This is a genomic window from Mesorhizobium sp. M7A.F.Ca.US.008.03.1.1, from assembly GCF_003997495.1.
Classification (GTDB): domain Bacteria; phylum Pseudomonadota; class Alphaproteobacteria; order Rhizobiales; family Rhizobiaceae; genus Mesorhizobium.
Genome location: NZ_RZRU01000024.1, coordinates 67,524 through 82,450 on the forward strand (window position 1 = coordinate 67,524; position 14,927 = coordinate 82,450).

A 14,927-nucleotide genomic window follows, 5' to 3' on the forward strand; every position below is an offset into this window, starting at 1 on the left:
GCGCAGCGAGCGCGCTTGAAATGATCGCCTGCGTGATGGCAATCCAAGAGGACGTCGTGCCGCCGACCGCCAACTATCGCGAGCCAGATCCCGCTTGCGACCTCGACATCACACCCAATGTGCCGCGCGAGCGCAAGGTGCGCGTCGCCATGAGCAACGCCTTCGCCATGGGCGGTACGAACGCAGTTCTGGCATTCAGGCAGGTGTAGAAGCCATGCAAGACGCCTCATTCGAGGTCACCTGTCGTATCTAGCTGCTTGAGGGGCGGGGCATTGTGATACAGGGAGGGCTGTGGGGTCCCTCCTTCTCGGCCTCGACGATGTGGGAGGAGCCTGTGCGGCGAAACGGGCTAGACGCCCCCAGGCCCAGAACTTGGGCGAAACCAACTCCCACCAAAGCACAGCCGCTTTAGTAGCCGAACAATGAAGCCTCGCTCGACGAGCCGCCGCCTCTACTGTCAGCGGCATCACGCGGTTGAAGCGAACAGCGCAGCGGCTACTGTTTCCCGCACAACTCGGACGGCAATTGGGACAAGTCCGCACATGTCGTCACGTAAGCTGAACGCCGCAGGTACAGCCAAATTGGGGGCGGGGCGTTTCTGCCGTTTTGATAGAATTCTATCAAACTGACAATTTTCCTTGCACGAATGCAAGGAGAGCTCGATTGACTCCCCTCCTTTCTTGTCAAGGATGGGTTTGCAGGCTGCGGTGCGGCAGAAGCCGGACAGAACGGCGACCGGTCGAGTAAAGGCCTGCGCAAACAAGCGCGCATATTGCGGGCGCCCGCACGGAGGAGAAGACGCTCGTCCTGGTGAAAGACAACGATGCTCAGGCGCCATTGCCATTTGCCGAGGGGGTCCGCGCGCCGGAAATTTCGAAGCAACAAAGGTGAGATCGAGAATGATGATGGCGAAATACAACACAGCTCACCGTCCAGTGCAGTTCTACCGGCGGGTGGCGGAGTGGGATGGGCTGCCAAATGGAACGTAAAAAGATCAGCAAGGAGATGCTTGGCGATAGTCAGGCGCTGCGCAAGCTGCGTGAGCACCTTGTCAAGGTGGCCAAGGCGAAGACTACGGTCCTGTTGCGAGGTGAATCCGGAACCGGCAAGGAGCTGGTTGCCAAAGCCATTCACGAGCTCTCGCCTCGCGCCAAGCAGCCCTTCATCAAGGTCAATTGCGCGGCGCTCACCGAGACGCTTCTGGAATCTGACTTGTTCGGTCATGAGAAGGGTGCCTTCACCGACGCGAGCAGTTTGCGCAAGGGGCGCTTTGAGGCTGCCGACAAAGGCACATTGTTTCTGGACGAGATTGGCGAAATATCAGGTTCGTTCCAGGCTAAGCTGCTGCGTGTCCTGCAGGAGCAGGAGTTTGAGCGCGTCGGCAGCAACCACACCATTAAAGTTGATGTTCGCGTGATTGCCGCAACGAACAGGGACTTGGAAACGGCAGTTCAACGCAAGGAGTTCCGGCAAGACCTCTATTATCGCATCAACGTCGTCACTTTACGCGTGCCGGCATTGCGCGAAAGGCGAGGTGATATTCCGCTCTTGGCCGCTCAGTTTCTCAAGAATTTCAATACTGAGAATGATCACACGCTGACCTTCGCTCCCGAAGCGATTGAGGTGCTAATGAACTGCGAATTTCCAGGTAACATCCGAGAGCTCGAAAACTGCGTTCAACGGACGGCAGTTCTGGCGACGGGTCCATCAATCCTCAGAACTGACTTTGCCTGTTACGCGGATCAGTGCTTGGCCGCGGCGCTGTGGAAGAACGGACAGCCGACGTCAGAGAAGTCGACTACGATCGAGCCTTCCGCCGCCTGTGCCGCCCCGCCCGTCGGCGACGGGCAAGCGCCGATAGGCCCTGCCACGACTCGTGGTAGGGTGCCCGATGCCGATACGGTCATTGCTGCCATGGAAAAGTGTGGCTGGGTGCAGGCAAAGGCGGCGCGCCTGCTCGGTTTGACCCCGCGCCAGATCGGCTACGTGCTGAGAAAACGCGGTATCGAGATCAAGCGTCTCTGAAACAACCCGCCGAGCAAGAGCTGGAGCAGGTCAAGCATTGGTGCTCTGGCGCCGAGCCCATCGGCCAGGCTTACGAAGTGGGTGTGAACAGCGCTGCCAAGATTCCGGCCGTGTGCTTTCTACCACCAGTCGTACTGGGGCTCTGCGACTGACAAACTAAAAAGGAGTAATCCTCTGGCGGGACCTGGTCGATACATTAGCTGATGGCTTACCGCTCGATATCACGCAATCTGAGATGGGCATGAAAGTGAGTTCGACCGCTGGACAGTTGCCGACTTCGTCAGGTATTGGCCCCTGCGACCGGTTGATCTCCGATATCCAAATTCTTGGAAGTTGGTCGAGACGAAACTGTCGCCCCGGCTCGTGACCGACCGCGCGCCCGGCAAGATCGAGTTACAAAGTTGCCGAGGCAGTTTGATGTGCGTTCCTGCATCACTGTACGGGACACGACCTGACGGGAGACTATGATGCGTAGCCAAAAAGAAAAGATGCTCGCAGGCGAGTTTTACAATGCGGCGGATCCGGAGATCCAAGCTGACCTGTTGGCAACCGGGGCTTGGCTCAAGCGGTACAATGATACGCTGGGGCAGACCACGGGGCATTGGCATGAGCTTTTGTCCGAGCGGCTGGGAGAGGTTGGGCGCGGAACGGTCATCCGTCCGCCCTTTTTTTGCGACTACGGATTCAATATCCGCATTGGAGCCAATGCCTACATCAACTTCAACTGCGTTATTCTTGACGTGGTAGAGGTCAAAATCGGGCAAGGAACGGCAATTGGGCCTGCTGTGCAGATTTATACCGCCGATCATCCACATGATGCCGAGCAGCGGCAGGCCGGCCTGCAGGTCGGGCGTCCTGTTCACATTGGCAGCCGTGTCTGGATCGGCGGTGGAGCAATCATTCTGCCTGGCGTCACGATTGGTGATAATGCAGTGGTAGGCGCTGGCTGCGTGGTCACACGAGATGTTCCCGCCGGGGCAAAGGTAGTGGGAATTCCTGCTCGCGTGGCCGACCCACATAAACAGGCATAATCAACCTCGTTGACCCTGGAGGTGCATGCGAACTGTCGAAACTGTGCCGAATTTTTGTCGAAGCCATTGAGCGCTGCATATGTTGTCGCGACTCGGGCGCTTCAGTTCTTTTGCCACGGGGGTCACAAGATCATGTGCGTAATGCCGCCGCAACGTGCTCACGTCCCGCAGCAGCGGACCCTTTCACATGGCCCAACGAATTCAGAGCCTACGTTGTGCTGCCACTAGCATTACTGCTCACGAATGTATTCCCAACTGAGTTTTCGCCCTTGGAGGCAAGCAGCGACTCACCAGCAATCGCCGGCCATTAATCCTGGCTAGCATCGACCCCGACGAGGCGAGCCGCGGCGTTGCGGATCGGCATGTCGATGACCGTGATTGCGCCTTCGGCAAGGAAACGACGTTCGTTTCTGGTCAGCGTAGCCGAATCGATCACCGCAAAATGTGGGCCAGTGGAGCGCTTCATCAGCTGTCTGGCATATGTGCGCAGCATCTGATCGTTGAAGCGGCAGCCCACGAAGAAAAAACCCCGGTTGACGCGCCGTTGCTTCACCGCGTCCGGGATCGGCGTCTGGATATCAATTTCGGTTAGGACTTCGACGTAATCGGAATCAGCCACGAGGAAGTTTGCCGCCGGCCTGACGCTGCCGTGCGGCGCATAGAGCACCGTCCTAGCCACTTGTTCGGCCTCGAGTTCTGTTCCTGACAAATCGTAAGTTCTCGTCCAGATGTTACCGATTCCGGTCGCGCGCGTCGTTCCTTGTATCTCGACAACGTCTGTTTGGCCGGCCTCTGCAAGGGCTGCTCGCATGGCGCCATCGTACCAGCTGTCGATGATGACAGACAGTTGAAGGGTTGCGAGCCAGGCGTGAAGAACGGTCGGCTCGGCGGGGGCTGCGAATATCTCCGCCATCCACGCTTGGAGAGTCCGACGATGTCGGCGCTGCTCGATAAACTGCGCGACCGACCACATATTGGTGCGAATCCTGGAAGGGGCAGGCGCCCGCTTGTTGAGGGCCGCGGCGACATCTTCAGGGGTGCAAGGTACAGGGGATTCCGGTGGGTTAAGCTGCAGAAGACCAGGACCGAGATAGGGGATCACTCGATCGGCCTTGAGAGCGCCGTTCAGCAGGTCAATCAGTTTTTTGGCAAAACTGCCCCGGACGACGACGAGATGGTCCCAGCTCAGCATCGTGTTCATACGCGTTTCCTCTCCGCCACTGAACCCACCGGCATCAGGCCCCGTCGGAAATCTTCATCGCCTCGACGGTGATCGGCAAACGCGTGTCGCGCGGAAGGTCGGGCAGCATGAGCCGCCAACCGTTCCTGAGCGTCACGGTCCCGCCCCATAAGTCAGCGTTCTCAATCTCGGTGATCGGCTCTTCGAGATCCTTCTTGGGGACATAAGCCGACAAGCCAGTAGCGGTCCTGCGAATCATTACTTTCATCCGGCTGTTCCCCCGTTGGAAATGCCTTCAGCTCCGCAGGGAACCTCGACTTTGTCGAGGCTAATGAGTTCGCGCGCTCGCATGCCGACGACCGTGCCACGATCGATCCATTCGACCGCATAGATGAAGAATTGCTGGAGAAAGGTTCCAATGTCGCGCACGTAGCCTTCGTCGCCCTTCCGCACGAGGTTTTCGCCGATCTCCTTGCCGGGATAGGTGCCGTCGTTTTTTATGTGGCGTATCGCACGGACCCGCTCACCCTGCATGAACCGTGGCGGTCTGCCGATTTCGACCTCCTGTTCGCGTCTGGACCACATGCTGTCCATTCCTTTCTCGAGGCTTTTGTTGTGGTCGCGGGTTGCAGGCGTCGTCGTGCGGCGAACCCGACCGTTTCGGTAGGAATCAAGCGGGAACGCAGGTTTTCGGTACCGGACAGACCGACACGCATTGCTGCGTATCGAAGGCCTCCTTGCATTCGGTGCACTTGTTTGGATCGATCACATAGGCGTCGCCCTTGAACTTGATCGCTTCCGAAGGACATTCGAACTCGCAGGCCCCGCATTGGGTACATTGGGATGCGATGATCTTTAAAGCCATTCTAACTCCTGGTTATCGGACGAGACGGCTCAGGCCGTCGCCGCTAGTGGTCTGATCCCAAACTCTGCCGCGTAAAGTGCGCTGACTGCGGTCTCGATGTAGTCATGGCCATAGGCGTCGGTTACGCGCAGTCCAACTCGCGAGAGTTGTTCCTTCGGGCGATTTCCGATCTTGGCGCATAGCACTATGTGTATGCCTTCGAGCGCTGCGATGACGCCCTCGAGGATGGCGTCTTCGCCCCCGCCTCCGAGGCAATACCGCTCGACCTTCCGATGCCCGACCAAGCTGATCCCTCTAGGCGAGACTTCATAAACCTGGAATTCCTTCGCGTGGCCGAAGTGTTCGTTGACCCGTCCACCTCCCTTAGTGGCCACCGCAACCAGAAGCGACTTTTCGGAGTCTGTTGCCTTGACCATACCGATGGCCTCGCTCCTCGCCGCCTCATGATCACGGCGCTCGTGTGCGACCACCTGCCGATAGGCCTGACGCTTGCCAGCATCGTAGGCGACATCGTCGGGAATACCGTCCAGCGTGAATTCCTGGCCACGATCTTCACCGAGCAGGCCGACAGCATCTGCCCGGCACTGCCGGCAGTGGCGCATCAACTTGGCGCCACCTTCAAGTCGATCCTGAAGAGCCATCATCTCCGTTGCCGTTGGGCCGCGCTGCCCGATGAGTCCGTAGTGGGTACCGTGCGCCGGGTCCGAAATCAGAGGCATCACGTTGTGCAGAAACGCGCCCCGCTCCCTGACCATTTTGTTCACCTCAAACAGGTGCTGGTCGTTCACTCCAGGAATCATCACCGAGTTGATTTTGGTGAGGATGCCGCGCGCGCTCAGCATCTCCAGGCCCAGCATCTGCCGCGCGTGCAAGATTCGAGCGGCTTCGATGCCGAAGTAGCGGCGATTTTCATAAAAGATCCATGGATAGATCTTCGCGCCGACTTCCGGGTCGACCATGTTGATGGTGATCGTCACGTGATCAACATTCATTTCGGCAAGCTCGGCGACATGGTCCGGCAGCACGAGCCCATTAGTGGAGACGCACAGCTTTATGTCGGGGATTTCCCTGATGACGCGGTCGAACGTTGCCTTCGTTTTCTCCCAATCGTAACAGGCATCCCCCGGCCCAGCGATGCCAAGAACCGAAAGCTGCGGAACTTTGTTGGCAACGGCGATGACCTTGCGTAGCGCTTGGTCGGGCGTCAACTTCTCAGACACAACACCAGGCCGGCTCTCGTTGGCGCAATCGTATTTGCGATTGCAATAGTTGCACTGGACATTGCAAGCCGGCGCGACCGCCACATGCATACGCGCGAAATAATGATGCGCTTCCTCCGAAAAGCAGGGGTGATCCTTGATCCTTTCCCAAATAGCCGGATCCTCTTCGCCCGGGCTGGTCGGCGACGAGCCGTAGGAAGACGATGCGCAGCCACCGGATTTCGCGGCTGCCAGAAGACCCTCGGATGTCGTGCTAGTCGGCCCCTCAATCGAAACTGTCGGTGAGGACATCAAACGGCTCCGTTGCTGGTAACGTCGCGGTTCAAGGTGCAAGAGCCATACCAACTGAAAAAAGCGGCTTCAGTTCACTATTCGGGTCGATATCGCATTGTGTCAGGCCGGCGCGACACAATTTTGTCCTGCTTGCGACAGTGCAAGTCCAAATCCGTTCAGAAGCACGAAGCACTCCTTGTCGCGCACAGGGCGCGCAAGACCACTGGCCTGACGATTGGCTCATCAGGCTCTTAGAAGTTCCTTCACCTCGATACTATGCCGGCGTATCGCCTAGCCGACTTGTCGCAGCTTGAGGCCGAGAATTCGAGCCGCATTAGCCTGAACCCAGCCGGCCTTCTCCATTGTGTCGATCAGCCGTCACGCTTCGTCCGCCGCGGTCCCAGCCCCCGTCCGGCCGTATCGTTAGAATCGCAAGTGGCCATCTCGTGTTCAGGCGGGCGCCGATGCGCCGAACCGGCATCGTGCTGGCCCGTGAGAGCTCGTCGATGACATTGCCACGTTCCGAAAGATTGGTTCCTTCCAGAGGAGAACGCCAAGCACGCAGTTCTCCGGCTCGCGGACGTTGCCGGGGAAATAGCATTGCGAGATCAGCTCAACTGCCGACGGCGCAAAGCCATGGTTCTCCATATTTCAAGGGTAAGCGCTGTGTCCTTCCAGGAGGACCCGCGATCTGTGGGCCTGCCGATTCTGAGGTGGATCGGAGATCGGCTTGTGTCTGAACTTGAACTTACGATTGACCCTGAGCGGCAGCCTCGGCGTTTTCGAGGGTGATCAACGGCGCTGTTGGTCGGCGGCATTGGTCGATGGACGACAAGGCACGGAGTCATCTCCGAGACCCTGGAGCCGACGCGGTGATCTCGGAGGTTGCCCGGCGCTACGGGCTGCGGCCGCGGCGGAACGCTCGCAAGCTTGCGACGTCGGCAGGACAGGCCACTCCCGCCTAGTGGTTTCGGTGGCGCCACCGGAACGACCCGTTGGGCCTACATCCTTGCACCAGAGCTCAAGGCCACGGCCTGAGAATCGGCCGCCGCTCCCCCTACTTGGTTCCTCAGCCGACAGCGCTAAGAAGGAGAGCAACTTCCGTCGGCGCGAGGATCATTGCGTCGTGGCCAGTGGCGAGTTCCTGCCACGCCCAGCCATCCTGCTTCGCGACCCATTCTCGCGCTCCCGCCATCGGCGGGTGGAGTGGATTAGTGCAGACGACATAGGTTCGGGGTCTGCCGTTGCCGAGCGGGTGCTCGAGCTTAAGTCCGCTTTCGTAGGTGCCTGCCGGATGCGGTGTTATCCGGCGCCGCACCCAGTCCGTGAGCGAGTGTCCCTCGGGAGTGCCGAATGCTGTTGGCGGCGGAGTCGGCATGAAGATACCCCGTCCTTCCTCCGCAACCAATTTTCGACGGGCGGCGACGATGTCGGGGGGCATGGTGCTGAATACACTTTGACCGCTCTCGACGATGGCGCCGTCGAGATAAACGAGATGGCTGATATGGTCGGGTATCCGGTCGGCGGCGCCGGTGATGCTGATGCCGCCTAGACTGTGACCGACAAGGATCACATCGCTCAGCTCTTCCGTTACAATGTGGTTGACGATGTCGGTCACGAATGTGTCGGGCGTGATGTCCTTGCACAGCAAACGTGCGCGTTCGCCGACACCTGTCTGGGTAGGCGTGGTCACGTGGCATCCCATCTTGCGAAGATTGGCGGCGACGTCCCGCCAACACCATCCGCCATGCCAGGCACCATGCACTAGCACATACGTCTTTATCATGGATTGTGCCGTTCCATTTGCTCACCGGCCGTTGTGGCTGCCATCCGGCACGATGGCCGGACATTGTCCAAAGGGGCTCGACCACGTTACCGGTGGTAAGTCCGGCACAGGCGCCCCGTGGCCTGAGGATACCCCTACCAAGTCGAGGAAACTTGAATTGCGAAACCCAATATTCACTAGCTCTTTGCAAGTGGATGGAGAGGCTCATGGTGTGCCGCAGTTGCTCGCTGCCGGCATGCTCTTGGCACCGGCTGATCATCCGAACTTGAACAGGACACCAAAGCCGCCGCGCGGATAGTTCCACTCGATGTCGCCGCCTTTCTCGCACAATATCCGGCAGGTGCCGCATTCCATGCAGCCGTCGGCGGTGATCTCGACTTGACCCTTGTCATTCAACTCATAGCATTTCGCCGGACAGACGTAGGTCAACGCAAGCAAGTTCGCGCTTGGCTTGTCGTGCGGTCGCACTATGATATGGGGGCGGCCGGAATCGACCAGATAGCGGTTCTGGTAAAGTTTGTCCTCGACACGAACCTTCGTCACTGCGATCGTCATCTTGTACCCTCTTCAGCGCCATGCCAATGCCAGGCGGACCGCGTCGCTGACCAACCCCCAGCGCGAGCGCGCGTTGATGAAGGCGGCCGTGGTGTTCTTTTCCTTCTCGATCTTCGGCGTGCCGTCGACACGCATGAAGGTCTGAGCGGCATGCGACATCAACCGCGGATAGCTGTCAAAAAAGTTGCTGGAATTGGTGTGGAGTAAGGCTGGCATGTCCTTGTATTTCTTAAGATCCTTGATCACAAAGGAGTCATCCAGCATCGTCTTGTAGAGCGCAAGGTTCGCTTTGGTCATAGGACCGTTGCGGCTTTTGACTTTGATGATCGCCTCAGCCGCGACACGACCCGAGGTCATGGCAAGGTTCGAACCCTCACGGTGAATGGCATTGTTCAGTTGCGCTGCGTCGCCGACGATGACCCAACCGTCGCCGAATAGCTGCGGAATGGCCCTGTAACCACCTTCGGGGATAAGATGGGCGGCATATTCTTTCACCTCCGAGCCAGCGATCAGCGGCCGGATCGAAGGATGGTTTTTCATCGCATCCAGGAGGGCGGACGGGCTCTCCATCGTCGCGGCGAAATCCGAGACCAGGCAGCCGATGCCGAGTGAAATCGACTCCTTATTGGTGTAAAGGAAGCCGAGCCCGGCCATGCTGCGAGAGATCGTGCCCACGGCCTCGATTACGCAGCCTTCATCGCCCTTCACCCCGAACCGCTGGCCAATGACCTCTTCGGGCAAGAAATGCATTTCCTTGACGGCAATCGCCACGGTCTCCGGCTTCGGCATCTCGCGCAGGCCTGCGCGAGTGCCAAGCAATCCCGACACCCCTTCTGCGAGAACGACCACATTCGCGAAGACCACTCCGCCAGCCCGGTCTGTGCGGACGCCGATCACCTTGCCATTGCCATCACGGACGAGTTCCGTCGCGGTCGTCTCACACAGGACCGTCGCGCCAGCCTCGCGCACCTTGCGGGAAAACCATTTGTCGAACTGGGCGCGGATGATCGTGTAGCGGTTGGGTTTCGCCTCATTGAAGTCGTCCGACCGGTAATGAATTCCGGTGTGAGACGTGTCGTCCATCACCCAAAGTCGCTGTTCGACCAGGTGCCGCTCGAGGGGCGCATCATCCCGGAAGTCCGGGATGATCTTCTCCAGCATGTTCGCGTACATTATGGCACCCTGGACGTTCTTAGAGCCCGGATATTCCCCGCGCTCCAACTGCAGGACCTTCAGCCCCTGGCTTGCCAAAGTGTAAGCAGCTGCGTTTCCAGACATGCCGGCTCCGACCACAATGGCATCGAATTGTTCAATCATGTCCTCTCCCTCAACTCGCAAGCTTGTCTCGACTGTGCGGCGACAGCCGCCGGGTGAAGGCTTCCGTCAGTGCGGGCAGGAAGCGGATTGCATCCGTGACGATCCCGAGGTGGGCGAACTCGAAAATCGGCGCGTTCGGATCGGTGTTGATCGCGACGATGAGATCGGCCCCCTCGACCCCAACTCGGTGCTGGATGGCGCCGGAAATTCCGGCCGCGATGTAAAGCTTCGGTCGAATGGTCTTGCCAGTTTGTCCAATCTGTCGATCAGCCGGCATCCAGCCCTTCTGGACCAAGGGGCGCGAACAGCCATGCTCGGCGCCGATCGCTCGGGCAAGATTCTTCACAAGCTGAAGGTTCTCCGCCGCTCCGAGACCGAGGCCTCCCGCAACCACGACATCCGCATAGGCAAGATTTGCCATTGCCGACTGGTTATCCGGTAGGAAGCCGAGGACTTTGGTGACGATATCGTCCTCAACGAGCGACAGCTTGTGCCGCATGACACGCCCGACCGGCTTATCCACCCGTTGCGGCATAGGCATGACCCTTGGTCGCACCGTCGCCATTTGCGGCCGGTAATTTAGTGTATAGATCGTACACAACAATGAGCCACCAAAAGTCGGACGGGTCGCGGCGAGTGAACCGTCGGAATCTACATCAAGTTCGGTGCAGTCGGCCGTGAGCCCCGTCTGCAGGGTCGTCGCTACCGAGCCTGCAAGATCCCTGCCCAGTGTGGTCGCGCCGAGAAGGAGGATTTCGGGTTTATGGGTATTGACCAGATCCGTGAGCGCCTTGGCGAACGGCTCGTTCCGGTAGTCGGCGAGCGGCGGCGCATCGACGATGTAGACAAGATCCGCCCCGTAAGCGAAGGCCTCGGCAACAGCGTCCTCGACCATCTCGCCCGGCGGTCCCAGCACGACGCCCGCGAGCTGGACTTCAAGCTTGTCGGCTAATTTGCGGCCTTCGCCCAGCAGTTCGAATGATACAGGATGCACATTGCCGCGTTCGAGCTCGAGGAAGACCCACACGTGCCGGTAGTCTTTGAAACGGTCGGGAAGTTCTTTCTTTACACCGGCACGGCCGGGGGCAATGCGAGGGGTAGTTTGGCTTGCGGTCGACATTTTCTGCTCCTGGCCGTCACGTGCCGCTGTTGAAGGCCAGCTCATGTTCCAGCGCCGGCCGGCGGGTTAAGATATCGGCGATGAGTTCATCGGCTATGTCCTGCAAGCCCCTTTCCGCGGTGTCGATCTGCGCCGCCCTTTCTGCCCGTGCGGTGGGGGCGAAAACACGCTTGACGACTGTAGGCGAGCCACGCAGACCGCACCGGGTGAGATCGTCAATGCCGGCGTCGGCTGCAGTCCACTTCACGACTTGGCTGCGCGCCGCGCACAGAGCCTGCTGGAGCGAGCCCCGGCGGATTTCGTTGGTGTCTTCCAGCATGGTAATGAGGCAAGGGAGTCTGCTCTTCAGCAACTGGGTGCCGCCTTCGGCGCGACGAGCGACTTCGATCTCTCGCGTATCGAGATCGATGGAGGCAATCTTCGCGACATAGGTAAGTTGCGATAAATCTAGGCGCTTGGCTATGCCCGGTCCGACCTGGGCGGTATCGCCGTCAATCGTCTGCTTGCCGGTGAAGACGATGTCCGGCCTGCCGAAAGTCTCCCCAATTTTTGCGATTGCTTGCGAAAGAGCAAAGGAAGTCGCCAGCGTATCGGATCCGGCAAAATAGCGGTCCGTCAAGAGAACTGCTCGGTCAGCACCGTAACCGAGCGCCTTTCGCAGCGAGTCCTCCGCCATGGGCGGACCCATTGTGAGCACAGTAACCTCGCCACCATGAACGTCGCGCAGTTTGAGCGCTTCTTCGAGGGCGAACAGGTCGTAAGGATTGATGATGGTCGGAACACCCTGACGCATGATCGTGTTCGTCACCGGGTGCACGCGGATCTGTGCCGAATCCGGCACCTGCTTGATGCAGACTACGATATGCATTGGCGGTTTCTCTAAGCTCCCAGTCCGGATTCGTGCTTGGCGGTTCACCTCATTGCCTGCATCGTTCATGCCAAGTCGTCTTCCTGCCTCTATTCCAGAAGGTGGCTTCGTTTGCTTCCGAGGAGGCGTCATGAGGACTGGATTTGTCGACTTCTCGACATTGTCGCGTCGCAGCCGTGTCGGGCTCATTACTTTCCGAACCGCTTCAGTGCAGAGTCGAGCGGGACGAAGGCGCGGCCAGGTGCGGGACATATGTTTGGATCGTGGTCCCTTAGCACCTTGAACACACGTTGCGTGAGCGGCGAGGAAGTCGCGAAATCTTCGTAGGCGCGTTCCAGCTTGGCGCGCACCCGCGCGGCGATTACCTGGTTAGGCAGACCGGAGAAATCTTCTTCGGCAAGGTATTGGCCCACGCGCTTCATGATATGGAGCCGCGAGACATTCATCACTTTCGGGTCGTAGGAGACGTCAAGGCAGGCGAAGAAGTCCTCCGCGGCCGACAGGCCCTTCAGTCGCGCTAGGATATCGGTGCGATCGATCGGGCGGCTATCAGCGGAGCAGTTCATTGTATTCTCCCGGCGCGAAATTGTGGTGTCGATGCATTGGTGACATTGCTGACGGCGTGCCGACCTCTGGCACGGCGGCTGGGCAAGAGACTTGGCGATCTCAAGCTTTTCTGAAGTGGTGAAGGCGACCCCGAGTTTAACTGCTCTCCTTGCGCAGGGTCGTCACGTTGAGGAAGACCTCACGGCTCGTCGGCTATTGTGCCGCTCGGACCCGGGCCGGAATGAAGCTGTTCTGCACCTCGCCCGCACAGTCCAGCACTGGGAACGGCCCGTAGCTTCTCGGTGATCGCAGGCAGGACCTCAAGCACGCGGTCTACGTCATCTTCGCCGTTGTCACGCGACAAGGAGAAGCGGACTGCCCCACATGCCGCGTTCATAGCGATCAGAACATGGCTCGGTTCCAGTGAGCCAGAGGCACAGGCGGACCCGGCGGAACAGGCGATTCCCAGCCGGCTCAGGACAATTGGAATTGCATCGCCTTCGATACCTTCGAATCCAATGTTTGCAGTGTTTGGCAATCGCTCTTGCGGATCGCCGTTGATGGATGTGTTTGGGATGCGCTGGATGATCCCGTTCTCAAGGCGGTCGCGCAACCATTTTATTCGTTTTGTCTCGTCCATGAATTTCAAGGCGAGTTCGGCCGCCATGCCCAGTCCGACTATGCCGGGTGTGTTTTCAGTGCCTGCACGCCGGTCGCGCTCTTGGTGCCCACCCTTGATCATGGAGGAGAAGCGCACGCCACGTCTTACATAAAGCGCGCCTATCCCCTTTGGACCATGCAGCTTGTGGGCGGAGAGCGACAGCATGTCGATCGCGGTCGATTTCAGCTCAATCGGAAGCCTTCCGACCGCCTGCACTGCATCAGTGTGGAAAAGCGCGCCGACTTCCCTGGCTAGATCGGCAAGCTTAACCACGGGAAAGATCGTACCGGTCTCATTGTTCGCCCACATTATCGAGACGATTGCCACTTGTGGGGTGAGGGCGGTTCTGTAGGCGTCCAGGTCGAGCCGGCCGTAGTGATCGACTGGGATAATGTGCACCTTGACGCCGCGCGTCTTCTCAAGGTGCGCGCACAACTTCAGAACGGCCGGATGTTCAACCGCGGAAGTCACTATTTCCGTTCGGTCGGGCATCACCTCCAGCGCCGAAAGGATGGCTGTACTGTCGCTTTCAGTCCCGCCCGAGGTGAAGATGATCTCGTCCTCGAATCCCGCGCCGATGAGGGCTTGCAACTGTTGCCTCGCCTTTCTCACGGCTTCAGCAACCGATGCGCCATAGGCGTGCATGGACGAATGATTGCCAAATTGCTCCGTAAAGAAAGGCAACATCGCTCCAACGACTGCAGGATCAACCCGCGTCGTTGCGTTGTTGTCGAGATAGACAGGGTTCATGGGAGTGATCCTTCAACTGCTGAAATGATTCAAGGGTAGTCGGGCCATTGAACCTCTGGCGCATATCGTATCTGGTAAGGTGGGCGGCCGGGGGAGCGATGGCTTGGCTGACCGGTCGCTGTCGACATTGCCCTTTGGTGGCGGCATCCGCCGGGAATTCAGCTGTTTCGGGCAATTTTGTTTGCTTGCCCACGGCAACGATCGATGATCGCGATTTGGTGCATCACCGAACGCAATTGTTCCGGGCCGACAGTGCGTGTCGGCCGGTTCCAGAGCGCCGGCGGTTACCGGTTCGACGCAGTATTCCTTGGCGTCGCTATAGTCGAACATAGCCTGTTCCCTCGCAATCATTTGCAGGACTTGCCGCAGCCGCACGTCTCACGCGCATTGGGGTTATCGAAAACAAAGCCGGATGTTTCGAGCCCAGTGACGAAGTCCACGGTCATGCCGGCGGCATGGGGTTGGGAGCCTCTATCCATGAACACCTTGAGCCCATCTCGCTCGATGATCGCATCGCCCTCACGTGAGACGCTCTCCAGGCCCATTGAGTATTGGAAGCCGGCGCAGCCGCCGGCATGGACCATGATGCGAAATCCTTCCGCCGGCTCGCTGGCGCGGTAAAGAGCGGCCTTGATGGCGGCAACAGCGTTGTCGGTGAGCGTAATCATGGCTCGATTTCTCCTCGGTCCGGCGTTTTCGTGGATCATCTCGCATGGACCGTGCCAAAGGG

14 protein-coding genes and 3 pseudogenes are annotated in these 14,927 nt (G+C 58.9%); 3 read left to right on the forward strand and 14 right to left on the reverse strand.

The genetic code is table 11. The features are described 5' to 3' along the window. The 3 genes and pseudogenes from EOA16_RS26580 to EOA16_RS26590 all read left to right on the forward strand — a co-directional run. Positions 1-209 (forward strand): annotated as a pseudogene (locus EOA16_RS26580) (beta-ACP synthase); the annotation flags it as partial. Positions 210-981: 772 nt separating this feature from the next. Next, positions 982-2,025: pseudogene (gene nifA / locus EOA16_RS26585) on the forward strand (nif-specific transcriptional activator NifA); the annotation flags it as partial. 464 nt (positions 2,026-2,489) lie between these two features. After that, positions 2,490-3,056: a sugar O-acetyltransferase gene (locus EOA16_RS26590; protein ID WP_024505228.1), complete on the forward strand. Its 567-nt coding sequence runs from the start codon at positions 2,490-2,492 to the stop codon at positions 3,054-3,056. Positions 3,057-3,363: 307 nt separating this feature from the next. Here EOA16_RS26590 and EOA16_RS26595 read toward each other — a convergent pair whose 3' ends face one another. The 14 genes and pseudogenes from EOA16_RS26595 to EOA16_RS26665 form a co-directional block, all read right to left on the reverse strand. Then, positions 3,364-4,257 (reverse strand): SIR2 family protein, encoded by an 894-nt coding sequence (locus EOA16_RS26595; protein WP_024505229.1) that lies wholly within the window; start codon positions 4,255-4,257, stop codon positions 3,364-3,366. 34 nt (positions 4,258-4,291) lie between these two features. Then, positions 4,292-4,504, reverse strand: coding sequence for a putative nitrogen fixation protein NifT (nifT, locus tag EOA16_RS26600; protein WP_024505230.1), 213 nt, complete (start codon positions 4,502-4,504; stop codon positions 4,292-4,294). Further along, entirely contained in the window at positions 4,501-4,821 is a 321-nt protein-coding gene (locus EOA16_RS26605; protein WP_024505231.1) for a nitrogen fixation protein NifZ, read from the reverse strand. The genes nifT and EOA16_RS26605 overlap by 4 nt, the downstream gene beginning before the upstream one ends. An 85-nt stretch (positions 4,822-4,906) precedes the next feature. Next, positions 4,907-5,101 (reverse strand): 4Fe-4S binding protein, encoded by a 195-nt coding sequence (locus EOA16_RS26610; protein ID WP_024505232.1) that lies wholly within the window; start codon positions 5,099-5,101, stop codon positions 4,907-4,909. Between the two features lie 29 nt (positions 5,102-5,130). Then, on the reverse strand, positions 5,131-6,612 hold the full coding sequence (gene nifB / locus EOA16_RS26615) for a nitrogenase cofactor biosynthesis protein NifB (RefSeq protein WP_063169393.1): 1,482 nt from the start codon (positions 6,610-6,612) through the stop codon (positions 5,131-5,133). Positions 6,613-6,885: 273 nt separating this feature from the next. Then, positions 6,886-6,972 (reverse strand): annotated as a pseudogene (locus EOA16_RS26620) (helix-turn-helix domain-containing protein); the annotation flags it as partial. A 691-nt stretch (positions 6,973-7,663) separates the two neighbouring features. Further along, positions 7,664-8,380: an alpha/beta fold hydrolase gene (locus tag EOA16_RS26630; RefSeq protein ID WP_063169392.1), complete on the reverse strand. Its 717-nt coding sequence runs from the start codon at positions 8,378-8,380 to the stop codon at positions 7,664-7,666. 255 nt (positions 8,381-8,635) lie between these two features. Beyond that, positions 8,636-8,935: a ferredoxin family protein gene (locus EOA16_RS26635; protein WP_024505235.1), complete on the reverse strand. Its 300-nt coding sequence runs from the start codon at positions 8,933-8,935 to the stop codon at positions 8,636-8,638. A 12-nt stretch (positions 8,936-8,947) separates the two neighbouring features. Continuing rightward, positions 8,948-10,252 (reverse strand): FAD-binding protein, encoded by a 1,305-nt coding sequence (locus tag EOA16_RS26640; RefSeq protein WP_063169391.1) that lies wholly within the window; start codon positions 10,250-10,252, stop codon positions 8,948-8,950. A 10-nt stretch (positions 10,253-10,262) separates the two neighbouring features. Beyond that, the gene (locus EOA16_RS26645; RefSeq protein ID WP_024505237.1) at positions 10,263-11,372 is read right to left on the reverse strand and encodes an electron transfer flavoprotein subunit alpha/FixB family protein; all 1,110 of its coding nucleotides are present in this window, start codon (positions 11,370-11,372) and stop codon (positions 10,263-10,265) included. A gap of 16 nt (positions 11,373-11,388) precedes the next feature. After that, complete coding sequence (locus tag EOA16_RS26650; RefSeq protein ID WP_063169390.1) at positions 11,389-12,240, reverse strand: electron transfer flavoprotein subunit beta/FixA family protein; 852 nt, start codon at positions 12,238-12,240, stop codon at positions 11,389-11,391. A 188-nt stretch (positions 12,241-12,428) separates the two neighbouring features. Next, a complete protein-coding gene (nifW, locus tag EOA16_RS26655) occupies positions 12,429-12,806 on the reverse strand; it encodes a nitrogenase stabilizing/protective protein NifW (protein WP_063169389.1) in 378 nt (125 codons plus the stop codon). Positions 12,807-12,985: 179 nt separating this feature from the next. Next, positions 12,986-14,197 (reverse strand): cysteine desulfurase NifS, encoded by a 1,212-nt coding sequence (gene nifS / locus EOA16_RS26660; RefSeq protein WP_063169388.1) that lies wholly within the window; start codon positions 14,195-14,197, stop codon positions 12,986-12,988. Between the two features lie 347 nt (positions 14,198-14,544). After that, complete coding sequence (locus tag EOA16_RS26665; RefSeq protein ID WP_029356570.1) at positions 14,545-14,865, reverse strand: iron-sulfur cluster assembly accessory protein; 321 nt, start codon at positions 14,863-14,865, stop codon at positions 14,545-14,547. Positions 14,866-14,927: the final 62 nt, after the last annotated feature.